Raw genomic sequence first — 21,503 nt, 5'->3', positions numbered from 1 at the left:
GCAGGTGGCGGCAGTGCCCAGGACTACGGACGGAGACGGCACGCCCGTCCCGCAGCGGCTCCTCGCCGCCGCCACCCGGCTCTTCGCCGAGCAGGGCTACGACCGCACGTCCGTGCAGGAGATCGTCGAGGCGGCGGGCGTCACCAAAGGCGCGCTCTACCACTACTTCGGCTCCAAGGACGACCTGCTGCACGAGGTGTACGCGCGCGTGCTGCGGATCCAGCAGGAGCGGCTGGACGCCTTCGCGGACGCCGACGGGCCGGTCGAGGAGCGGTTGAGGGGCGCCGCGGCCGACGTGGTCGTCACGACGATCGACAACCTCGACGACGCGTCGATCTTCTTCCGCTCGATGCATCACCTCAGCCCCGAGAAGCACAAGCAGGTGCGGGCCGAACGGCGTCGCTATCACGAGCGGTTCCGGGCGCTGGTCGAGGAGGGCCAGAAGAAGGGCGTCTTCTCCACGGCCACGCCGGCCGACCTCGTCGTCGACTATCACTTCGGGTCCGTGCACCACCTGTCGACGTGGTACCGCCCCGACGGCCCGCTCACCCCGCAGCAGGTCGCCGACCAGCTGGCGGACCTGCTGCTGCGCGCCCTGCGCCCATAGGGGCGCGGGGCACCGCGCGAACGAGGCCCGGGGCGGAGCCCCGGGGACGGGCAGCGGCGGGCACGGGCGGTGGGGGCGAGGAAAATCCGCCGCGCCCCACCCACCGACCGCTCCGCCCGCAGGTCACACGTACTTCTTGATCTCCCGACGCGCCAGCGACCGCTGGTGCACCTCGTCGGGGCCGTCGGCGAGCTTCAGGGTGCGCGCGGCGGCCCACAGTTCGGCGAGCGGGAAGTCCTGGCTGACGCCCCCGGCCCCGTGCAGCTGCACGGCCTTGTCGAGGATGTCGACGACCGTGCGCGGAGTGGCGATCTTGATGGCCTGGATCTCCGTGTGCGCGCCCTTGTTGCCGACGGTGTCCATCATCCAGGCCGTCTTCAGGACCAGCAGCCGCAGCTGCTCGACGGCCACCCGGGCGTCGGCGATCCAGTTCTGGACCACGCCCTGCTGGGCCAGCGGCTTGCCGAAGGCGGTACGGGACACCGACCGGCGGCACATCAGCTCGATCGCCCGCTCGGCCATGCCGATCAGCCGCATGCAGTGATGGATCCGGCCCGGACCGAGCCGCGCCTGGGCGATGGCGAACCCGCCGCCCTCCTCGCCGATCAGATTGCTCACGGGAACCCGGACCCGGTCGAAGACGATCTCGGCGTGCCCGCCGTGGGAGTGGTCCTCGTAGCCGTACACCTGCATGGCGCGCCGGACGTTCACGCCCGGGGTGTCGCGCGGGACCAGGACCATCGACTGCTGGCGGCGCGGATCGGCGCCCTCGGGGTCCGTCTTGCCCATCACGATGAAGATCTTGCAGTCCGGGTTCATCGCCCCGGAGATGTACCACTTGCGGCCGGTGATGACGTAGTCGTCGCCGTCCCGCTCGATCAGCGTGGTGATGTTCGTGGCGTCGGAGGAGGCCACCTCGGGCTCGGTCATCGCGAACGCCGAGCGGATCTCACCGGCGAGCAGCGGCTCCAGCCACTGCTTCTTCTGCTGGTCGTCGCCGAACTGCGTGAGCACCTCCATGTTGCCGGTGTCCGGGGCCGCGCAGTTCAGCGCGGTGGGCGCCAGGTGCGGGCTGCGGCCGGTGATCTCGGCGAGCGGGGCGTACTGGAGGTTGGTGAGCCCGGCTCCGTACTCCGCGTCCGGCAGGAAGAGGTTCCACAGCCCCTGGCGGCGGGCCTCGGCCTTCAGCTCGCCGACCACGGCCGGGGTGTCCCACGGCGAGTCGAGGAGCGCGCGCTGCTCCTCCGCCACGGTCTCCGCCGGGTAGACGTACTCGTCCATGAAGGCGAGCAGCTTCTGGCGCAGCTCCTCGGTGCGGGCGTCGAATGCGAAGTCCATTGCGGATCAGCCTTCCTGAAGAGTGGTCAGGCCGTGTTCGATGAAGACGGGGACCAGTTCACCGATGCGGTCGAAGCCGGCGCCGACCGTCTGGCCGAGCGTGTAGCGGTAGTGGATGCCTTCGAGGATCACGGCGAGCTTGAACCAGGCGAACGCCGTGTACCAGGAGACGGCGGACACGTCGCGCCCCGAGCGCGCGGCGTACCGCTCGATGATCTCGGCCGGCTCCGGGTGCCCGGCGGCCGACGCGGTCGTACTGATGGGGGAGTCGGGCAGCTCCAGCGGTGCGCTGTACATCACCAGCAGCCCGAGGTCGGTGAGCGGATCGCCGAGCGTGGACATCTCCCAGTCCAGGATCGCGTTGATCCGGTCGTCCGGTCCGATCAGCACGTTGTCCAGCCGGTAGTCGCCGTGGACGACAGCCGGTGCGGGGGACTCGGGCAGCGCGCGGGCGAGCGCGGCCTGCAGCTCGTCGATGCCGGCCAGCTCACGGTTGTTGGAGGCGGCCAACTGCTTTCCCCAGCGGCGCAGTTGCCGGTCCAGGAAGCCCTCGGGCCGGCCGAAGTCCGCGAGGCCGACCTCGGCGGGATCCACGGCGTGCAGCTCGACCAGCGTGTCGACGAGGCCGAGCACCGCGTCCCGGGTGCGCTCCGGGCCGAGCGGGGCGAGCTGCTCGGCGGTGCGGAACGGGGTGCCCTCCACGAACTCCATGACGTAGAAGGGGGCGCCGAGCACCGAGTCGTCCTCGCACAGCAGCACCGGACGCGGCACCGGTACGGCCGTCGGATGCAGCGCGCTGATCACCCGGTGTTCGCGCTTCATGTCGTGCGCGGTGGCCAGGACGTGCCCCAGCGGGGGCCGTCGCACGACCCACTTCGTGGTGCCCTCGGTGACCACGTACGTGAGGTTGGACCGTCCGCCCTCGATCAGCCGGCCGGTCAGCGGGCCGTTCACCAGACCGGGCCGCTCGCTGTCGAGCAGGCCGCGCAGCCGGTCGAGATCGAGACCTGGCGGATGGTCTTGGCTCATCATTGCTCCTACGCACTCGGAAACAGGCCCAGTCATATGATGCCGACCGGTCGGTATGTCGTCCAGTGTGCAGGCAAAACGTGACGGGCGCCACGATGACCGGTCTCGCCGCGGCGCCCTACCGGGAGCCTAGGCGTGGCAGGCCATCATCCTCCCGCCGTTCATCGCCGCCATGTCCGCTATGGCGGCACCCACGTCCAGGGCGCCGCCCTCGGGCAGTCCGTCCAGTTCGGCGTAGGCGCGGTGCAGGTTCGCCACGAGCCGTTCGCTCTCGGGCAGTGCGGCGAACTCGCCGAGATCCGTCGCGCGGGCCGCCTCCAGCGGGGAGCGCCCGGCGCCGTGGAACTTCTCCGCGATCTCGCCGACGAAGCGAAGGTAGCGTTCGGTCCGGTCGAAGGCCGAGGGGTCGGTGACGGGACCGTGCCCCGGCACCACCGTTTCGGCCCCCAGGGCGCGCAGCCGGTCCAGCGCCCGCAGTGAGCCACTGAGCGAGCCCATCAGGACGAACGGCGTACCGCCCTCGAAGACCAGGTCGCCGGTGAACAGCACCCGCCGGTGCGGCAGCCACACGACGGAGTCCCCGAGTGTGTGCGCGACCCCCGGGTGGATGACCTCCGCCTCGATGTCGCCGACATGGAGCGTGGCGCGGTCCGTGTACGTCAGGTGCGCCGCGGTGATGCTGATGTCCCCGAAGTCCGTCTGCGGCCAGATCAGATGCAGCTGCCGCCCGACCGCGAGGGCCTCCTTGCGGCAGTCGGCGTGCGAGACGATGGTGGCCGTCGGCGCGAAGAGCGCGTTGCCGTACGTGTGGTCGCCGTGGTGGTGGGTGTTGACGACGAAGCGCGGTGCCGGGGTCCCGGTGGCCGCGACCGCGGCGCTCAGGGCCCGCGTCCGCCGCTCGGTCGCCGCGGTGTCGACGAGCAGGGTCGAGGTTCCGTCGCTGACGAACCCGGCGTTGTTGAGACACCAGCCGCCGTCCGGCTGTACATAGGCGTACACGTCGTCGGCGAGCTGGACGGTGTACGGATCTCCCGCGGTCATGCGGCCCCCTGAGTAGTCGTCAACTGACGTGTGTCAGCTTGCCAGTTGACGTGCGCTCAGGGGGCCGGGGGGTCGGCAGGCTCCGCTGCCGTCAGTGGTCGTCCCAGTGGCCGTCGTGCTCGGCGTGCCGGTGGCCGTCGTGCAGATAGTCGACGTGGTCGCCGTGCTGGACCCGCTGGTGCCCGCAGTCGTCGCCGTGCCGGTGCTCGTGCTCCTGGTGCGCGGTGTGCTCGCCCGGCTCGCACTCGTCCCAGTGGCCGCTGTGCTCGCGGTGCAGATGGCCGTCGTGGGCGTAGTCGATGTGGTCCCCGTGGGGCACCTCGGCATGGCCGCAGGCGGGGCCGTGGGCGTGCTCGTGGGTGGTGTGCTCCTGGTGGAGGGTGGTCATGGCGCTCACCTTCGAAGTGCGTGGAGTGACGGCTCAGGCTAGCGGTACAAACCATCCCATTCTCGACTAATCCAGCCCTTCCGGCTTGCGTGGCGCACGGCTACCCCGGAGGGTCGAGGGCATGAAGGCGATCAGCTACAGCCGGTACGGCGGGCCCGAGGTCCTGGAGTACGGGGATGTGCGCGACCCCAAGGTCGGGCCCGACTCGGTCCTGGTGAAGGTGCGGGCGGCGTCCGTGAACCCCGTCGACTGGAAGTGCCGCGAGGGGTACCTCGACGGGCTCCTGGAATCCGTGTTTCCGGTCGTCCCCGGCTGGGACGTGTCCGGTGTCGTGGTCCAGCCGGGCGCCTCCGTCACGGAGTTCGCGGTCGGCGACGAGGTCATCGGATACGTGCGCGAGGACTTCCTCTCGCGTGGCACCTTCGCCGAGTACGTGGCGGCCCCCGTGCGCACGCTGGCCCGCAAACCCCGCAACCTCACCTACGAGGCGGCGGCCGGACTGCCGCTGGTCGGGCTGACCGCGTACCAGGTGCTCACCAAGGTCCTCGACGTGCGCGAGGGCGACGTCGTCCTGGTCAACGCGGCCGCGGGCGGTGTCGGCTCGATCGCCGTCCAGCTCGCCCGCCATCGCGGCGCCCGTGTCATCGGCACCGCGAGCGAGGCGAACCACGACTACGTCCGCTCACTGGGCGGTGAGCCCGTCAGCTACGGGGAGGGCCTGGCCGAGCGGGTACGGGCGCTGGCCCCGCAGGGTGTCGACGCGGCCTTCGACACCATCGGCGGCGACACGCTGCGGACCTCGGCGGAGCTGCTGGCCCCCGAGGGCCGGCTGGCGTCCATCGCCGACCCGGAGGTCGTCGGTCACGGCGGCCGCTACTACTTCGTCCGCCCCGACGCCGACGACCTGCGGCACCTCTCCGAGCTCGCCGAACAGGAGGTGATCTCGGTGCACGTCTCCGACACCTTCCCCCTGGAGCGGGCGGCCGAGGCGCACCGGCTGAACCAGGAGGGCCGTACGCGCGGAAAGATCGTGGTCACGGTGGACTGGGACGACGAGGGCGGGGCCTGAGCCCGCCGGAGTGATCCCGCCGGTCACAGCAGCAGGGCCACCGCGCACACGGCGAGTGCCATGGTGCACAGGGCCGCCGCCGTCGCATGCAGGGGCGTCAGCACCGGCGCCCGGTCCGCGCCCGACGCGAGCGTGCGAATGCGCAGGTGGGCGACGGCCAGGAAGCCCAGCCAGAGCGCGCAGCACAGCGCGCAGACCACCACCCCGAGGGCCGACACACCACCGTGCAGGGCCGCGCGCACCGCGAGCACGGCCGCCGCGGTGCTCGACAGCGTCGTACGCCGCCAGGCCAGCCGCGTGCGCTCCGGCTGCAGGCCCGGGTCCCGGTCCCGGGCGGGCGCGCTCACCCTTCCCAGCCGGCGAGCACGACGACGACCATCGCGACGGCGACGACCGCCACTGCGATGCCGAGCAGGGCCGGGAAGCGGGACACCGGCAGATCGTCGCCGCGCCGCATCGCCCGCTCGCAGCGCACCCAGTGGTTGACCGCACGCAGCGAGCACAGCACCCCGGCGGCCAGCAGCGCGAGCGCGAGCCCGACCCGCCACCCCCACCGCAGGTCCGGCAGGAACTGGTCGACGGCGAACCCGCCGCCGACCAGCGCGAGCGCCGTGCGCAGCCACGCCAGGAAGGTCCGCTCGTTGGCCAGCGAGAACCGGTAGTCGGGCGTCCGGCCCTCCTCCCGGATCTCCCCGGGCGCGAACCACAGCCGGACGTTCCGTACGAATTCGATCACGCCAGGGACCCTACCCGGGGGCGGGGCCGGTCCCGGGTACTCGTAGTGGGCCGGGGCTCAGCCCTGCGCGCGGTGCGCCTTCAGACGTTCGTACGCCGCCACGCCGTCGGGGACCCACGTCCAGTCGGTCAGGTGCCGCTCGACCTCGGCCTCGGGGAGGAAGGCGTGCCAGGCGACCTCCTCGACCTGGGGGTTCACCGGGAGGTCGCAGCGCACCTCGTACACGCTCGACCACCAGGTCTGCCCGGCCCCGTCGTCGTACAGGAACTTGAAGAGCGGCCGGGGCCGGGGGAGGCCGGAGACGCCGAGTTCCTCCTCGGCCTCGCGCAGGGCCGCGTCGTCGTACGTCTCACCGGCGCCGACGACCCCGCCCACGAACATGTCGTACAGGGACGGGAAGACCAGCTTGGTGGGGGTGCGGCGGTGGACGAAGACCCGGCCCTCGGCGTCGCGGGCCCGGATGAACACGCAGCGGTGGCGCAGCCCCCGCGCATAGGCCTCCCCGCGGGGGGACTGCCCGATGACCCGGTCGTTCTCGTCCACGATGTCGAGGATCTCGTCGGCGGCGCTCATGGCTCCATCCAATCAGCCCGCCGGAGTGGGCGACCGGCGCGGTCGGCCCGCCGGAGGCCCTGGAGTTCTCGCGTCGACGCGCCCCCTGGCCCCGCCTCAGTGCGGCTGAAGGTCCCGGGTGCGTGCCACGTCCGCGGAGCCCCGCGGCATTGCCGGATGCAGGCCCAGCAGCACGATGCCGGTCACGATCGCCGCGAGCCCGGCCGCCTCCCACGCCAGCGCCCCCACGTCCGTGCGCAGCCGGTCCCCGAGGAAACCCACCCCGCAGACGATCCCGGCCAGCGGCTGAGCCGCGGTGAGCGCGGGCAGGGACATCCGCAGCGGGGCCGTCTCGAAGGCGCTCTGCACCAGCACCAGGCCGGTCACCCCGAGCACCAGCACGCCGTACGGCTGCCAGCCGGTGACCACCTCGGTCCAGCCGCCTTCGGCGAACCGCTGCCCGGTGACCCGGGTCAGCGCGTCCTGTACGCCGTACAGCAGTCCCGCGGCCAGCGCCAGCAGCACCGGCCCGGCGCTCAGCCGGGAGCGCTTCGCGTACGTGGTGAGCAGGAGCGCGAGCCCCACCATGATCCCGATGATCAGCCAGTGCCGCGTCGGGTCCGTGACCGCGTCGCCGCCCTTGGGCTGACCGGCCACGATGAACGCGGTGACACCGCCCGCGAGCAGTGCGAGCCCCGCCCAGCCCTGTCGTCCCAACGGCTGTTTGCTCTGCCGTCGTGAGAGTGCGAGCGCGAAGAGGAGGTTCGTGGCGAGCAGCGGCTCCACCAGGGACACCTCGCCGCGGCCGAGGGCGACCGCGCCGAGCACCATGCCGACCACCATGAGCCCGATACCGCCCAGCCAGACGGGCACGCGGATGAGGTCGAGCAGCAGCCGGGGGGAGAGGAAGTCGCTGAGGGGAGCGTGGGAGGCAGCGTTCTGCTGGAGTACGAAGCCAAAGCCCAGACAGCAGGCCGCACTCACGGCTAGAACCAGAACCAGAACCGACACGCTGCGTACCTCGATAACTCGGACGGGGTCACGGGCTGCGTATCCCGCCGACTGTAGCGTCCCCTGCTGTGACCCGCCCATGGGAGTACCCGGAACCGGGCAGTTGACTCGGTCACTCTTCTGCCGAAGGATCTGACCGACCAGTAACAACGTCTGACGAGTGCTGGCCGACTGTTACCACTGTCTCACCAACCAGCGCCGCTGCCTCCGGCCCGTGACGAGCCGATCCGGCCGGCCGGTACGCCGAGAGGACGGGCCCATGGCCTACGACGCGGATGTGATCGTCATTGGAGCGGGCCTGGCGGGGCTCGCGGCGACCGCGGAGCTCGTGGACGCGGGTCGCACGGTGATCCTTCTCGACCAGGAGCCGGAGCAGTCGATCGGCGGCCAGGCCCACTGGTCCTTCGGCGGCCTGTTCTTCGTGAACTCCCCCGAGCAGCGTCGTATGCGGATCAAGGACAACCATGCCCTCGCCCTTCAGGACTGGATGGGCACGGCCGGGTTCGACCGGCCCGAGGACCACTGGCCCCGGCGCTGGGCCGAGGCGTACGTGGACTTCGCCGCCGGCGAGAAGCGCCCCTGGCTGCACCGGCAGGGTGTCCGCTTCTTTCCCGTGGTCGGCTGGGCGGAGCGCGGCGGCTACGACGCCAACGGGCACGGCAACTCCGTGCCGCGCTTCCACATCACCTGGGGGACCGGGCCCGGTCTGGTCGCGCCCTTCGAGCGGCGCGTGCGGGCCGGCGTCGACCGCGGCCTCGTACAGCTGAAGTTCCGCCACCGCGTCACCGGGCTGTCCCGCAGCGCGGGCGCCGTCGACACCGTCACCGGCGAGGTGCTGGAGCCGTCGGCCGTCGAGCGCGGCCACGCCAGCAGCCGTACGGTCACCGGCGCCTTCGAGTTGAAGGCCCAGGCCGTGATCGTCACCTCGGGCGGCATCGGCGGCGACCACGACCTCGTGCGGGCCAACTGGCCGGAGCGCCTGGGCACCCCGCCCGAGCGGATGGTCGCCGGTGTGCCCGCGCACGTCGACGGAAAGATGCTCGCGATCGCCGAGGAGACGGGCGCGCACCTCATCAACCGCGACCGTATGTGGCACTACACCGAGGGCATCCAGAACTGGAACCCGATCTGGGCCAACCACGGCATCCGCATCCTGCCCGGCCCCTCGTCCCTCTGGCTGGACGCCCGCGGCAACCGGCTGCCGGTGCCGCTCTTCCCCGGCTTCGACACCCTGGGCACGCTCGAACACATCATGCGGACCGGGTACGAGTACACCTGGTTCGTGCTGAACCAGAAGATCATCGGCAAGGAGTTCGCGCTCTCGGGCTCGGAGCAGAACCCCGATCTGACCGGCAAATCCGTGCGGGGTGTCTTCGAGCGGGCGCGCGCCGACGTCCCCGGTCCGGTGAAGGCGTTCATGGACAACGGCGTGGACTTCGTCGTCGAGAAGGAGCTGAGCGCCCTCGTCCGGGGCATGAACGCGCTCACCAAGGAGCCGCTCATCGACGAGGCCGCCCTGCGCCGCGAGATCGTCGCGCGCGACCGGGAGATCGCCAACCCGTTCACCAAGGACCTCCAGGTCACGGCGATCCGGGGAGCCCGCAACTACCTGGGCGACAAGCTGATCCGTACGGCGAGCCCGCACCGCATCCTCGACCCCAAGGCCGGTCCGCTGATCGCGGTGCGGCTGAACATCCTGACCCGCAAGACCCTCGGCGGCCTGGAGACCGACCTCTCCTCGCGGGTGCTGACGGAGGGCGGCGACCCGCTGGCGGGTGTGTACGCGGCGGGGGAGGCAGCCGGTTTCGGCGGCGGTGGTGTCCACGGCTACCGCTCCCTCGAAGGCACGTTCCTCGGCGGCTGCCTGTTCTCGGGACGTACGGCGGGGCGGGCGGCGGCGAAGGCCGTGGGCTGAGTCCGCCGGCGCGAAGACCGCCGGCCGCCTGCGTGGGCCGGGTGCGCAGGCCGAGCGCGGACCACAGCTTGCGAGGCGTCCGTTCGCCGGGTCCGCGGCAGGGACGCGGCGGAGCCAAGCGGAGCCCAGGGGTCAACCCCGGGGCGTCCACCGGCGGTTGACACGTGTCGCATTTCAAGCGGCCCTTGACGCCAAGCATTGGCTGCGGGTTTGCTGTGCGTGATCAGGCTCTGACGGGCCGCTTCTTACGGACCAATCCACATAAGGACCACCCGCGTGGCCCCACCCCCGCCACCCCTGGGCCGTGGCCGCAAGCGCGCGGCACAGGCCTTCGACGCAGCGCTCGACGACGCCGAACTCGTCGCCGCCCGCAGCGCATTGGCACAGGGCCGGTGGACGGCGGTCCGCTCGCTGCTCGCCGAGACGGGCGAGGACTGGGACCGTCGCGGGCACCGCGTCACCGTGCTCGCCCGGGAGTCCACCGCGCTGGCCTGGTCCCGCGACTGGCTGCTCGCCGAACCCGATTCGACCTGCGCCTCCGTGCTGCTGGCCTGTGCCACCGTCCAGCGCGCGCTGGACGGCAAGGAGCGTCCCGACCGGGCCCGCGAGGCCGGCCGGCACGCGGCCGCGCTCGCTCCGGCCGACCCCACCCCGTGGCTCGCTCTGCTGATGCTGGAGCGCTCGATCGGCAGCGAGGAGGACGTCGTCCAGCTCTTCGACGAGGTCCGCCACCGCTACCCCGACCACCATCACGCCCACCATCTGATGGTGGCCCGGCTCGCCGAGCGCCGGGCCGACGTGGGCCGGGACCCGCTGCACGAGGTCTACGACTTCGCCAACTGGGCCGCGGAACAGGCGCCCGCCGACTCGCCGTTGGCGATCCTCCCGGTGGTCGCGCACGCCGAGCGCTACCGCGTGCTGGCCGCCGCCGGCGTGGAGCCCGCCGACCCGGTCGCCTCCGGGCACTGGGTGGGGCGCCGCGCTCGCCAGGTGATGAAGACCGCCTTCGACTGGTGGCTGGAGTGGGAGCACGACGACCACCCGCGCCGCCAGGTCGACCTGAACTTCCTCGCCCACGCCAAGTTCTGCGAGGGCCGGGGCGCCGAGGCGGCAGCCCTCTTCCACCGCATCGGCCCGCATGCCACTCCGGCGCCGTGGTCGTATCCGGACCGGGACCCGTACAAAGCCTTCCGTGCCGCACGCGAGAGCGCGCTGGGCACGGCCTGAACCGACCACCATCACCGGAGAGGACAACCCCGCCATGACGACGGGCAGTTCGAGCACGAGCCGCAGCAGGCCCACCGCGGAATCGGGCATCAGCACCTTCAAGGGGCAGGACCGCGCGCTGCGTGCCGGCCGGCTCGGCACGGCGGGCCTCCTGCTGTCCGTGCTGGCCGCGACCGCGCCCCTCATGGTCGTTGCGGGTGTCATGCCCACCACATTCGGGGTGATGGGGATCGTCGGGCAGCCGCTGCTCTTCGTCATCCTCGGTGTGGTGCTGGCCCTCTTCTCGGTCGGATACGCCGAGATGAGCCGCCACGTCCACAACGCGGGCGCGTTCTACGCGTACATCTCCCGCGGCCTCGGCGGCACCGCGGGGGCGGGCGCCGCACTGGTCGCGCTGGTCGCCTACAGCGCACTCCAGGTCGGCATCTACGGCATCTTCGGCTTCGAGGTCTCGGGGCTCTGCGCCACCTACCTCGACCTCGAGATCGCCTGGTGGATACCCGCGTTGCTGGCCGCGCTGATCGTCGGTGCGCTCGCCTGGCTGAAGATCGACGTCAACGCGCGGGTGCTCGGCGTGCTGCTGGTCGTCGAGGTGGCGCTCGTCATCATCTTCGACATCGCGGCCGTCGCGGACCCCGCCAAGGAGGGCCTGTCGCTGCACGCCTTCAACCCGGACACGCTGACCGGCGCGGGCGTCGGCACCGCGCTCTGCTTCTGCATCGCGGCCTTCCTCGGCTTCGAGCAGGCTCCCGTGTACGCCGAGGAGACCAGCAGGCCGCACATCCTGGTACCGCGCGTGATGTTCTACGCGGTCGCCGGCGTCGCCGTCTTCCTCGCGCTCAGCTGCTGGGCCCTCACCGTTGCGGCGGGACCCTCGGGGATCGTCGGTGCCTCGCAGAAGCAGAGCGCGGGCCTGCTGTTCAACCTCACCGAAGCCCGGCTCGGCGGTACCTTCACGGACGTCCTGCACGTCCTGTTCGTGACCGGCATGTTCGCGGCGATGCTCAGCTTCCACAACGTCGTCGCGCGCTACGCCTTCGCCATGGGCCGTGAGGGCCTGCTGCCGGCTGCCTTCGGCCGTACCACCGGGACGAGCGGGGCCCCGGGCACGGGCTCCCTGCTCCAGACGATCGTGTCGGTGCTCGTCGTGGGCGCCTTCGCGGTGGCCGACGACAAGCCGACCGGTGACCCGACCGCACCCGTGCTGCACCTGTTCACCTGGGGCGGCAACGTCGGCGCGCTCGGCGTCATTCTGCTGATGGCGGCCGCCTCGCTCTCCGTGATCGTCTTCTTCGTCCGGCGCGGCGCCGCCCGGGCCCAGGCCTGGCGGCTCGTCACCTCCGTGATCGCGGGCGTCTCGCTCCTCGTGATCGCCGGCTACACCGTCAAGGACTTCGACCTCCTCGTCGGCGCGGGGCCGGACTCCGCACTGAGCTGGGGGCTGCCCGGCGTCATCGGGGCCGCCCTGGTCCTCGGCCTGGTCCAGGGCCTGGTCCTGCGCTCGCGCAAGCCCGAGGCGCACGCCCGGATCGGGCTGGGCAACGAGGCCTTCCAGCTGGAGAAGGCGGCGGAGACGGCCTCCTGAGGAAGCGCGTCGCCGCGGACGAGTGGTTACGGAATTCTGACGGGCACCCGTGAGCCCTGGCCGGATGGGGGTCACGGGTGTTCGAATCAGTAGGTGAACTCTGAACGACCCGAAGACCGGGAAGCTCCACCGGAAGACCGGGAAACGCCACCGGAAGAGCGGGGAACCCCCATCGGACGGCGGGTCCTGCTCGGCACGCTCGGTCTCGGCGCGCTCGGCGTGGTCACCGCACCCGTGCTCCAGCGCGGCATGGAGGGCTTCCTCGGCGGCGCCGCCGACAAGGACCCCACCGGCCTGACCGGCCTGCTCCCCAACGGGGGCGGCTTCCGCTACTACTCGGTGACCTCGTCCGTCCCGCACAAGAACGCGACGGACTACCGCCTCACGATCGACGGTCTGGTCGACCACCCGAAGAGTTTCACCCTCGCCGACCTGCGCGCCCTGCCGCAGACCCGGCTGGTGCACGACGTCCAGTGCGTGACGGGCTGGCGGGTGCCCGGCACCCCCTTCGAAGGCGTCCGGCTCTCCCGACTCCTGGATCTCGCGGGAGTACGCCCGTCGGCCGGCGCGATCCGCTTCACCTGCTTCGACGGGGCCTACACCGAGAGCCTCACGCTCGACCAGGCCCGCCGCCGGGACGTCCTGGTGGCCCTGCGCATGCAGGACAAGAACCTCGGCCACAACCACGGCGGCCCGGTCCGCCTGTACGTCGCCCCCATGTACTTCTACAAGTCCGCCAAGTGGCTCTCCGGCATCACCGTCACCGGGGACGTCCGTCCCGGATACTGGGAGGACCGGGGCTACGACGTCGACGCGTGGGTCGGCCGCTCGAACGGACGCGACGATGCACCTACGAGTTGACGCCCCGGCCCTCGCCGCGCGCGTCCGGCGCTTCACCCCCGCCGAGCGCTGGGTGCACCGCAGCACGGCCGCGCTGATGGGCGTCTGTGTGGCGACCGCGGCCTGCCTCTACCTCCCGACCTTCGCGGAGCTCGTCGGCCGCCGTGAGCTCGTGGTGCGGGTGCACGAGTGGTCGGGCCTACTGCTGCCGGTACCGGTCCTGGCGGGCCTGGTCTCCCGCGCCTTCCGCGCCGACCTCGGCCGCCTCAACCGCTGGGGCCCGCACGACCGTACGTGGCTGCGGGCGGCGCTGCGCCGGGACGCCCGCCCCTCCTCCCGCCCCGCGGGCAAGTTCAACGCGGGCCAGAAGACCTACGCGGCCTGGATCGCCGGCGCCACCCTGGTCATGCTCGGCACCGGCCTCCTGATGTGGTTCACCCACCTCACACCCCTGATGTGGCGCACCTCGGCCACCTTCGTCCACGACTGGCTCGCGCTGACCGTCGGTGTCGTCCTGGCCGGACACATCGGCATGGCCCTCGCCGATCCGGAGTCCCGCCGCGGTCTGCGCACCGGATCCGTGAGCCGCGACTGGGCGGAGCGCGAGCACTCGCTCTGGCGGCCGCACCCCGACCCGTCCGAGGCGGAGGCTAGGCCTCGAGGTCCAGCAGCACCTTGCACGAGCGACTCCGGTCCGCCGCCAGCGCGAACGCCGACTCCGCCTCCCGAAGAGGCACCACCGCGCTGATCAGCGCGTCGAAGCGGGGCTCCGCCGCGAGCAGCGCGAGCGCGTCGTCGAACTCCGTGTCGAAGCGGAACGCCCCACGAAGCTCGATCTCCCGGCTGACCACGAGGTTGCCCGCGAAGGGACTCCGCCCCGGCGGCAGCATGCCGAGCTGGACGACGACCCCGCCGCGCCGCACGAGGCGCAGACAGGTGTCGAGTCCCGCTGCGACACCGGACGCCTCGACGGCGGTGTCCACCTCCGGCGGCCACCCGGCATCGGCGGGGTCGTCGGCGCGTACGAGCACATCGGCGCCCGCCGCGGCCGCGTACTCAAGCGCCCGCGGCAACAGATCCGTGACCGTCACCCGAGCGGCCCCCGCGGCCTTCGCGGCGGCGACCACGAGGCAACCGATCGGCCCGGCACCGGTCACCAGAACGTGCCGGCCGGCGACGGATCCGGCCCGCCGCACCGCGTGCAGCGCGACGGACAGCGGTTCGGCGAGCGCCGCCCGCCGCGGTCCGAGCCCCGGGGGCAACGCCCGCAACTGCTCGGCGGGTACGGCGATGTCGGCGGCGAACCCGCCCTGGACGTGCGGCAGACGGGCCGCGCTGCCCAGATACCGCGTGTCCCGGCAGACATTGCGGCGCCCGTCGACGCACTCGGGGCAGACCCCGCACGGAGTCGCGGGGTGCACGGCGACCGCGGCACCCGGCGGGGGACCGCCGGGCCCTGGGCCTGAAGCTCCGCCGTACGACAGCACCGTGCCCACGACCTCGTGCCCGAGCACCAGCGGCTCGCGCAACCGGAAGTCGCCGACCCCGCCGTGCCGCCAGTAGTGCAGATCCGAGCCGCACACACCGCCGTAGCGCACGGCGACCAGCGCCTGCCCGGGCCCGACCGGCGGCGGAGGCAGTTCGTCGACCCGCAGATCACCCTGTCCGTGGATCACACAACCGAGCATCGTCCCTGCCTCCTCGCGAACGGTCGTCCTACAGCACGCTCGTCATGCCGCCGTCGACGTACAGAATCTGCCCGCTGACGAAGTCCGCGGCGGGCGAGGCGAGGAAGAGAACCCCGCCGACCAGGTCCTCCGTGCGGCCCCAGCGCCCGGCCGGGGTGCGCCCCCGCACCCAGCTGCTGAACTCCTCGTCCTCGACCAGGGGCCGGGTCAGCTCGGTCTCGATGTACCCCGGCCCGAGCCCGTTGACCTGCACTCCGTACGGGCCCCAGTCCGCGCACATGCCCTTGGTGAGCATTTTCAGCGCGCCCTTGGTGGCGGCGTACGGAGCGATGCCGGGTCGCACGACCTCGCTCTGGAGCGAGCAGATGTTGATGATCTTTCCGTGGCCGCGCGCGGTCATCCCCCGTGCGGCCTCGCGGCCCACCAGGAACGCGCTCGTCAGATTGGTGTCGAGGATCCGGTGCCAGTCGGAGTCCGCGAACTCCAGGAGCGGGGCGCGCAGTTGCATGCCGGCGTTGTTGACGAGGATGTCGAGCGGGCCCACCCGCTCCTCGACCCCGGCCACCCCGGCGGCCACCGAGGGGCCGTCGGTGACGTCGAACACCGCGGTGCGGACGTCACCGGGCAGCTCCGCGGCGGCCCGGGCGAGACGTTCGCCGTCGCGCCCGTTCAGCACGACCGTGCAGCCCGCCTCCACGAGCCCACGGGCGAGCGCGAGCCCGATACCGCGGCTGGAGCCGGTGACCAGGGCGGTGCGGCCACTGATGTCGAAGAGCGGATGAGCCGGCACGTCGTACTCCTGGGGTCTGTCCGGTGGATCTTGCGACTCCGTCCTCACGATGCCCGGAAACAGGGCGCGACCTACCGCATGATCCGCCGGACCGGCCCTAGATCACGAGGGACAGCAGCAGGACCAGCCCGCCGGCCACCACCGAGATGATCGTCTCCATGACCGACCAGGTCTTCAGGGTCTGTCCGACGCTCAGCCCGAAGTACTCCTTGACCAGCCAGAATCCGGCGTCGTTGACATGGCTGAAGAAGAGCGAACCCGCGCCGATCGCCAGCACCAGGAGGGCGGTGTGCGTGGTCGACATGTCGGCCGCGAGCGGTGCGACGAGACCGGCCGCGGAGATGGTGGCGACGGTCGCCGAGCCCGTCGCGAGCCGGATCGCCACCGCGATCAGCCAGGCCAGCAGCAGCGCCGGGATCGACCAGTCCTTGGAGATGTCCAGGATCATCTGGCCCACACCGGAGTCGATCAGCGTCTGCTTGAAGCCGCCGCCCGCGCCCACGATGAGCAGGATGCCGGCGATCGGGGCCAGCGACTTCTCGACGGTCGTCGACAGCCGCTCCCTGGTGAAGCCCGCCGCCCGGCCCAGCGTGAACATCCCGACGATCACCGCCGCGAGCAGCGCGACCAGCGGCGAACCGATGATGTCGAAGACCCGCTGCACCATGTGCTTCGGATCGTCCACGACGATGTCCACCAGCGCCTTGGCCAGCATCAGCACGACCGGCAGGAGCATCGTGGCGAGGGTGGCGCCGAAGCCCGGACGCTTCTCCAGCTCCTCGGAGGCGCGGGCCGGGATCATCCGGTCGGGGGCCGGCACGTCCACCCAGCGGGCCGCGTACTTCGAGAAGACCGGACCCGCGATGATCACCGTCGGGATGGCGACCAGTACACCGAGCGCGAGCGTGATGCCGAGGTTGGCCCCGACCGCGTCGATCGCGACCAGCGGCCCGGGGTGCGGCGGGATCAGGCCGTGCATCACGGACAGACCGGCCAGCGCCGGGATGCCGATGCGCATCAGCGAGTAGTTGCCGCGCTTGGCGACCATCAGCACCACGGGGATCAGCAGGACGATGCCGACCTCGAAGAACAGGGGCAGTCCGATCACGGAGGCGATCAGCACCATCGCCCACGGCATGGCGCGCCCGCCGGCCTTCGCGAGGATCGTGTCGACGATCTGGTCGGCACCGCCGGAGTCGGCGAGCAGCTTGCCGAGGATCGCACCGAGGGCGATCAGGACGCCGACGCCCGCGACAGTGGAGCCGAGCCCGCTGGTGAAGCTGGCGATGGTCTTGTCCAACGGCGCCCCGGCGAACGCGCCGAGGGCGAGCGAGCCGATGGTCAGGGCCAGGAAGGCGTGCAGCTTGAACTTGGTGATGAGCAGGACGATGACGGCGATGCCCGCCAGGACGGCGATGCCCAGCTGAGCATGGCCCGCCGAGGTGATCGGCTCGACGGTGTCCGCTGCCAGCATCTCGACGCTGAGTCTGGTCACGGTTTTCCCTTGCGTGTACGGGATGTTCGGGGATGCCCCGGAGCCACTGCGGAGGCCCGGGGGAGGTGCCGGCCGAGCGGGCGGGCGGGTCTGCTGCCCGGCGCCCCGTGCCGGCTACTGCGAGGGCACGCTGCTACCGCACGGGCTCGGGCAGGTCGTCGAGAGCTGCCACGGCCCGTTCGGTGATCTCGGCCGGGCTGCCGGAGACGTCCACGCCGACCCCCGCCTCGTCCGCCTCAAGAGGCTGGAGAGTGGCGAACTGGGAGTCCAGCAGCGCGGTCGGCATGAAGTGCCCCTGCCGGTGCGACATCCGGTCCTCGATGAGCCGGCGATCGCCGGTGAGGTGGAGGAAGACGGCCCCGGGCGCGGCAGCCCGCAGCCGGTCGCGGTAGCTGCGCTTCAGCGCCGAGCTGCTGACCACACCGCCGAGTCCGGCCCGGTCGTGCGCCCAGGCGCCGATCGCGTCCAGCCACGGCAGGCGGTCCTCGTCGGTCAGCGGCGTCCCGGCCGTCATCTTGGCGATGTTGGCCTGCGGGTGAAAGTCGTCGCCCTCGGCGTACGGAACGCCGAGCCGGGCCGCGAGCAGGGGACCGACGGTGGTCTTGCCGGTACCCGCCACGCCCATGACCACGACCACATGAGGGGTGCGCCTGTGCTGCATCGTGCTCTCGCTGTCTTCGTCGACATCTGATGTCGACGACACTGAAACCCATTAGGTACGACGAATTCAAGAGGCTGTGACATATAAGTCTGACTTTTTCTTCTCGTTCGAAGCCTCGTACGCTGACTCCATGACCACACGGGGCCGGGGGCTGCACGGACAGGTACTGGAAACCCTCGGTCCGGCGATCACCGCGGGCGCGTACCCGCCGGGGAGTGTGCTGCGCACGGACGAGCTCGCGCAGCGCTTCGAGGTGTCACGCTCCGTGATGCGCGAGGCGGTCCGGGTGCTCGAGTCGATGCACCTCGTCGAGTCCCGTCGCCGCGTCGGCGTGACCGTCCGCCCCAAGGCCGAGTGGAACGTCTACGACCCGCAGGTCATCCGGTGGCGACTGGCCGGCGCCGACCGCCCCCACCAGCTGCGCTCGCTCACCGTGCTGCGCTCGGCCGTCGAGCCGATCGCCGCGGGCCTGGCCGCCCGGCACGCCACGGCCGAGCAGTGCGCCGCGCTCACGGAGTGCGCCCTCGGCATGGTCTCCACGTCACGCGGCCATCAGCTGGAGGGCTATCTCGTCCACGACGTGGCCTTCCACCGGGTGATCCTCAACGCCTCGGGCAACGAGATGTTCGCCCGGCTCGGTGACGTCGTCGCCGAGGTCCTGGCGGGCCGCACCCACCACGAGGTCATGTTCGAGGACCCCGACCCCGCCGCCGTCACGCTCCACGTCCGGGTCGCCGAGGCGGTCCGCGCGGGTGACGCGGTCCGCGCCGAGGAACTCACCCGCGAGATCACGGTCGGCGCGCTCCAGGAGCTGGACGTACTGGCCCCGTGACCGGCCGCGTACGGCGGATCCGTCGGTCGAGACCGCGTACACGGACCCGCTAGTCGAGGAATTCCCCGTCGACGTACACCCACGCCCCGTCGACCCGCTCGAACCGGCTCCGTTCGTGCAGCGAGCCGCCGCGGTACGAGGCCCGGAAGGTCACGGTCCCCGTGGAGTGAAAGGCGGAGCCCTCGCCCGTCGCGACGATCTCCAGTCCCGTCCACCGCGTCCCCGCCTCGAACTCCACCCGGGGCGGCCGCGTCCGCGGATGCCACGTCCGCAGCAGATAGGCCTCGTCCCGCTGCACGAAGGCGCTGTAGCGGGAGCGCATCAGAGCCTCGGCAGTGGGCGCCGGGGCCTCACCGCGGTGGAAGCGGCCGCAGCACGCGGCGTAGGTCTCCGCCGAACCGCAGGGGCAGCCGGCGGGCGGGCCGCCGGCGGTCGGCCGCGGGGGGCGTGAGGTGCGTCGGGACATGACCACCATTGTGCGCGAGCGGCTCGGACGCCCCGCGCGCGGCCGGGCCCGGAACGACGAATGGCCCCTCGCGAGCGAGGGGCCATTCGATCTGTGTCCGAGGGGGGACTTGAACCCCCACGCCCGATAAAGGGCACTAGCACCTCAAGCTAGCGCGTCTGCCATTCCGCCACCCGGACAAGGTGTCTGTCGCGCGGGGTTTCCCTCGCGGCGACAGAGAAAACATTACCAGGCTCGGGAGGGCGCCTGATCACCCCCCGTGCCCGCGTGAACGGCGTGTGACGGGCCGGGACCGGCCTTGGGGTGTGCGGGGTGTCGGAGAGAGGATGAAGGGGACCACCAGCAGTGACAGTGGGAGGAAGCAGCGTGAGCGAGTCGAACACGGCCAGGGGCGTCTCTGGCGAGGACGAGGTCGTCGACCTCTGTCGCGAGCTGATCCGGATCGACACCAGCAACTACGGAGACCACTCGGGGCCGGGCGAGCGCAAGGCCGCCGAGTACGTCGCCGAGAAGCTCGCCGAGGTGGGCCTGGAGCCGCAGATCTTCGAGTCGCACCAGGGCCGCGCCTCCACGGTCGCGCGCATCGAGGGCGAGGACCGCTCCCGGCCCGCGCTGCTCATCCACGGCCACACCGATGTCGTACCGGCCAACGCGCAGGACTGGACCCACCACCCGTTCTCCGGCGAGATCGCGGACGGCTGCGTGTGGGGCCGGGGCGCGGTCGACATGAAGGACATGGACGCGATGACCCTCGCGGTCGTCCGTGACCGGCTGCGCACCGGGCGCAAGCCCCCGCGCGACATCGTCCTGGCCTTCCTCGCGGACGAGGAGGCGGGCGGTACGTGGGGTGCGCGACACCTGGTCGACAAGCACCCGGACCTCTTCGAGGGCGTCACGGAGGCCATCGGCGAGGTCGGGGGGTTCTCCTTCACGGTCAACGAGAAGCTGCGGCTGTATCTCATCGAGACCGCCCAGAAGGGCATGCACTGGATGAAGCTGACGGTGGACGGCACCGCCGGGCACGGTTCGATGATCCACCGCGACAACGCCATCACCGAGCTGTCGGAGGCCGTCGGACGCCTCGGCCGGCACAAGTTCCCGGTCCGGGTGACCAAGACGCTGCGGCACTTCCTGGACGAACTCGGCGACGCCCTCGGCACCGAGCTCGACCCGGAGGACATGGACGAGACGCTCGCCAAGCTCGGCGGCATCGCCAAGCTGATCGGCGCCTCCCTGCAGAACACCGCCAACCCGACGCAGCTGGGCGCCGGTTACAAGGTCAACGTGATTCCGGGGCAGGCCACCGCGCATGTCGACGCCCGCTATCTGCCGGGCTACGAGGAGGAGTTCCTCGCCGATCTGGACCGGATCCTCGGCCCGCGGGTGAAGCGCGAGGACGTGCACGCCGACAAGGCGCTGGAGACCACCTTCGACGGGGCGCTGGTCGACGCCATGCAGACCGCGCTGTCCGCCGAGGACCCGATCGCCCGTGCCGTGCCGTACATGCTCTCGGCCGGCACCGACGCCAAGTCATTCGCCGACCTCGGCATCCGCTGCTTCGGCTTCGCGCCGCTGAAGCTGCCGCCGGAGCTGGACTTCGCGGGCATGTTCCACGGGGTCGACGAGCGGGTGCCGGTGGATGCCCTGAAGTTCGGCGTCCGGGTGCTCGACCGATTCATCGAGGCGTCCTGACGGCACGGCCGCAAGTGCGTCCTGAATTGAACCGGTAAAACGACACTCCAATAATCGCCAGCGCGTGCGGAGTCGACTGAGAAGAGTGAATGCGACCATAAGCTCGTAGCTCCATTACTCCTTCCTCGTTACAGGTGGTGCGGTCCGAGGCTTGGATCGCTTTGCCAACAAGGAGGAATAATGATCAAGAAGGTCGTCGCCGCTGCGGCTGCCACTGGTGGCCTGGTTCTCGCGGGTGCGGGCCTGGCAATCGCCGACTCGGGCGCCCAGGGTGCCGCCGTGCACTCCCCGGGCGTCCTGTCCGGCAACGTCGTTCAGGTGCCTGTTCACGTCCCGGTGAACGTCTGCGGCAACACGGTCTCCGTGATCGGGCTGCTGAACCCCGCCTTCGGCAACACCTGCATCAACAAGTGACGTTGTGCCTCACTTCATGAGGCTCTGAGTCCCCGTCGGCCCCGGAGCGCGTGCCATGCGCTCCGGGGGCGACCGGGGTTTCTGCGTCCCCACACCTGCCGTGCGGGTGCGTTTCGGAAGGGCCCAA

Annotated in this window: 22 protein-coding genes, 1 tRNA gene and 1 pseudogene; 10 read left to right on the top strand and 14 right to left on the bottom strand. The window is 71.4% G+C overall.

All coding sequences use genetic code 11. The features are described 5' to 3' along the window. The first annotated feature begins 13 nt into the window (after positions 1-13). On the top strand, positions 14-607 hold the full coding sequence (locus ACFWM2_RS31340) for a TetR/AcrR family transcriptional regulator (RefSeq protein ID WP_383286938.1): 594 nt from the start codon (positions 14-16) through the stop codon (positions 605-607). 123 nt (positions 608-730) lie between these two features. Here ACFWM2_RS31340 and ACFWM2_RS31335 read toward each other — a convergent pair whose 3' ends face one another. The 4 genes from ACFWM2_RS31335 to ACFWM2_RS31320 all read right to left on the bottom strand — a co-directional run bounded on the left by ACFWM2_RS31335 (position 731) and on the right by ACFWM2_RS31320 (position 4,403). Beyond that, the gene (locus ACFWM2_RS31335) at positions 731-1,945 is read right to left on the bottom strand and encodes an acyl-CoA dehydrogenase family protein (protein WP_383286936.1); all 1,215 of its coding nucleotides are present in this window, start codon (positions 1,943-1,945) and stop codon (positions 731-733) included. Between the two features lie 6 nt (positions 1,946-1,951). After that, the gene (locus tag ACFWM2_RS31330) at positions 1,952-2,974 is read right to left on the bottom strand and encodes a phosphotransferase family protein (RefSeq protein ID WP_383286934.1); all 1,023 of its coding nucleotides are present in this window, start codon (positions 2,972-2,974) and stop codon (positions 1,952-1,954) included. 129 nt (positions 2,975-3,103) lie between these two features. After that, positions 3,104-4,015: an MBL fold metallo-hydrolase gene (locus tag ACFWM2_RS31325; protein WP_383286932.1), complete on the bottom strand. Its 912-nt coding sequence runs from the start codon at positions 4,013-4,015 to the stop codon at positions 3,104-3,106. A gap of 91 nt (positions 4,016-4,106) precedes the next feature. Then, entirely contained in the window at positions 4,107-4,403 is a 297-nt protein-coding gene (locus ACFWM2_RS31320) for a hypothetical protein (RefSeq protein ID WP_383286930.1), read from the bottom strand. Between the two features lie 121 nt (positions 4,404-4,524). Between ACFWM2_RS31320 and ACFWM2_RS31315 the strand changes: the two genes are divergently transcribed. Continuing rightward, the gene (locus tag ACFWM2_RS31315) at positions 4,525-5,472 is read left to right on the top strand and encodes an NADP-dependent oxidoreductase (RefSeq protein WP_383286928.1); all 948 of its coding nucleotides are present in this window, start codon (positions 4,525-4,527) and stop codon (positions 5,470-5,472) included. 23 nt (positions 5,473-5,495) lie between these two features. Here ACFWM2_RS31315 and ACFWM2_RS31310 read toward each other — a convergent pair whose 3' ends face one another. From ACFWM2_RS31310 to ACFWM2_RS31295, 4 genes are all read right to left on the bottom strand, one after another. After that, complete coding sequence (locus tag ACFWM2_RS31310) at positions 5,496-5,819, bottom strand: DUF202 domain-containing protein (protein ID WP_383286926.1); 324 nt, start codon at positions 5,817-5,819, stop codon at positions 5,496-5,498. Beyond that, positions 5,816-6,208, bottom strand: coding sequence for a YidH family protein (locus ACFWM2_RS31305; RefSeq protein WP_383286924.1), 393 nt, complete (start codon positions 6,206-6,208; stop codon positions 5,816-5,818). The genes ACFWM2_RS31310 and ACFWM2_RS31305 overlap by 4 nt, the downstream gene beginning before the upstream one ends. Positions 6,209-6,265: 57 nt before the next feature. After that, positions 6,266-6,781, bottom strand: a complete 516-nt coding sequence (locus tag ACFWM2_RS31300; RefSeq protein ID WP_383286922.1) for an NUDIX hydrolase — start codon at positions 6,779-6,781, stop codon at positions 6,266-6,268. Positions 6,782-6,877: 96 nt separating this feature from the next. Beyond that, positions 6,878-7,771 (bottom strand): DMT family transporter, encoded by an 894-nt coding sequence (locus tag ACFWM2_RS31295; RefSeq protein ID WP_383286920.1) that lies wholly within the window; start codon positions 7,769-7,771, stop codon positions 6,878-6,880. A 259-nt stretch (positions 7,772-8,030) separates the two neighbouring features. On the opposite strand from ACFWM2_RS31295, the gene ACFWM2_RS31290 reads away from it, so the two are divergent. From ACFWM2_RS31290 to ACFWM2_RS31270, 5 genes and pseudogenes are all read left to right on the top strand, one after another. Beyond that, positions 8,031-9,686 carry an FAD-binding dehydrogenase gene (locus ACFWM2_RS31290; protein WP_383286918.1) on the top strand — a complete coding sequence of 552 codons (1,656 nt, stop codon included), beginning with the start codon at positions 8,031-8,033 and terminating at the stop codon, positions 9,684-9,686. Between the two features lie 276 nt (positions 9,687-9,962). After that, the gene (locus ACFWM2_RS31285; protein WP_383286916.1) at positions 9,963-10,913 is read left to right on the top strand and encodes a hypothetical protein; all 951 of its coding nucleotides are present in this window, start codon (positions 9,963-9,965) and stop codon (positions 10,911-10,913) included. Between the two features lie 34 nt (positions 10,914-10,947). Further along, the gene (locus ACFWM2_RS31280) at positions 10,948-12,498 is read left to right on the top strand and encodes an APC family permease (RefSeq protein WP_383286999.1); all 1,551 of its coding nucleotides are present in this window, start codon (positions 10,948-10,950) and stop codon (positions 12,496-12,498) included. 93 nt (positions 12,499-12,591) lie between these two features. Continuing rightward, a complete protein-coding gene (locus ACFWM2_RS31275; RefSeq protein WP_383286914.1) occupies positions 12,592-13,359 on the top strand; it encodes a molybdopterin-dependent oxidoreductase in 768 nt (255 codons plus the stop codon). Next, positions 13,343-13,963, top strand: a pseudogene (locus ACFWM2_RS31270) (cytochrome b/b6 domain-containing protein); the annotation flags it as partial. The gene ACFWM2_RS31275 and the pseudogene ACFWM2_RS31270, both read left to right, overlap by 17 nt. Positions 13,964-13,988: 25 nt before the next feature. Here ACFWM2_RS31270 and ACFWM2_RS31265 read toward each other — a convergent pair. The 4 genes from ACFWM2_RS31265 to ACFWM2_RS31250 form a co-directional block, all read right to left on the bottom strand. Beyond that, complete coding sequence (locus ACFWM2_RS31265; RefSeq protein WP_383286912.1) at positions 13,989-15,026, bottom strand: L-idonate 5-dehydrogenase; 1,038 nt, start codon at positions 15,024-15,026, stop codon at positions 13,989-13,991. A 28-nt stretch (positions 15,027-15,054) separates the two neighbouring features. Then, positions 15,055-15,816, bottom strand: coding sequence for an SDR family oxidoreductase (locus tag ACFWM2_RS31260; RefSeq protein WP_383286910.1), 762 nt, complete (start codon positions 15,814-15,816; stop codon positions 15,055-15,057). A 97-nt stretch (positions 15,817-15,913) separates the two neighbouring features. Next, positions 15,914-17,311: a gluconate:H+ symporter gene (locus ACFWM2_RS31255; protein WP_383286908.1), complete on the bottom strand. Its 1,398-nt coding sequence runs from the start codon at positions 17,309-17,311 to the stop codon at positions 15,914-15,916. Positions 17,312-17,444: 133 nt separating this feature from the next. Then, positions 17,445-17,972 carry a gluconokinase gene (locus ACFWM2_RS31250; RefSeq protein ID WP_383286906.1) on the bottom strand — a complete coding sequence of 176 codons (528 nt, stop codon included), beginning with the start codon at positions 17,970-17,972 and terminating at the stop codon, positions 17,445-17,447. Positions 17,973-18,102: 130 nt separating this feature from the next. Here ACFWM2_RS31250 and ACFWM2_RS31245 point away from each other — a divergent pair, with 130 nt between their 5' ends. Further along, a complete protein-coding gene (locus ACFWM2_RS31245) occupies positions 18,103-18,804 on the top strand; it encodes a FadR/GntR family transcriptional regulator (RefSeq protein WP_383286904.1) in 702 nt (233 codons plus the stop codon). Positions 18,805-18,853: 49 nt separating this feature from the next. Here ACFWM2_RS31245 and ACFWM2_RS31240 read toward each other — a convergent pair whose 3' ends face one another. Continuing rightward, on the bottom strand, positions 18,854-19,270 hold the full coding sequence (locus tag ACFWM2_RS31240; protein ID WP_383286902.1) for a YchJ family protein: 417 nt from the start codon (positions 19,268-19,270) through the stop codon (positions 18,854-18,856). A 94-nt stretch (positions 19,271-19,364) separates the two neighbouring features. Beyond that, positions 19,365-19,449, bottom strand: a tRNA-Leu gene (locus ACFWM2_RS31235). Between the two features lie 187 nt (positions 19,450-19,636). Between ACFWM2_RS31235 and ACFWM2_RS31230 the strand changes: the two genes are divergently transcribed. Beyond that, complete coding sequence (locus ACFWM2_RS31230; protein WP_383286900.1) at positions 19,637-20,962, top strand: M20/M25/M40 family metallo-hydrolase; 1,326 nt, start codon at positions 19,637-19,639, stop codon at positions 20,960-20,962. A 180-nt stretch (positions 20,963-21,142) separates the two neighbouring features. Continuing rightward, a complete protein-coding gene (chpH, locus tag ACFWM2_RS31225) occupies positions 21,143-21,376 on the top strand; it encodes a chaplin ChpH (RefSeq protein WP_383286898.1) in 234 nt (77 codons plus the stop codon). Positions 21,377-21,503: the final 127 nt, after the last annotated feature.

Origin of the sequence: Streptomyces sp. NPDC058371 (genome assembly GCF_042723265.1) — a bacterium.
Taxonomy (GTDB): Bacteria; Actinomycetota; Actinomycetes; order Streptomycetales; family Streptomycetaceae; genus Streptomyces.
The sequence above is the reverse complement of the archived record's forward strand: the minus strand, read 5'-3'. Positions and strand labels throughout refer to the sequence as shown.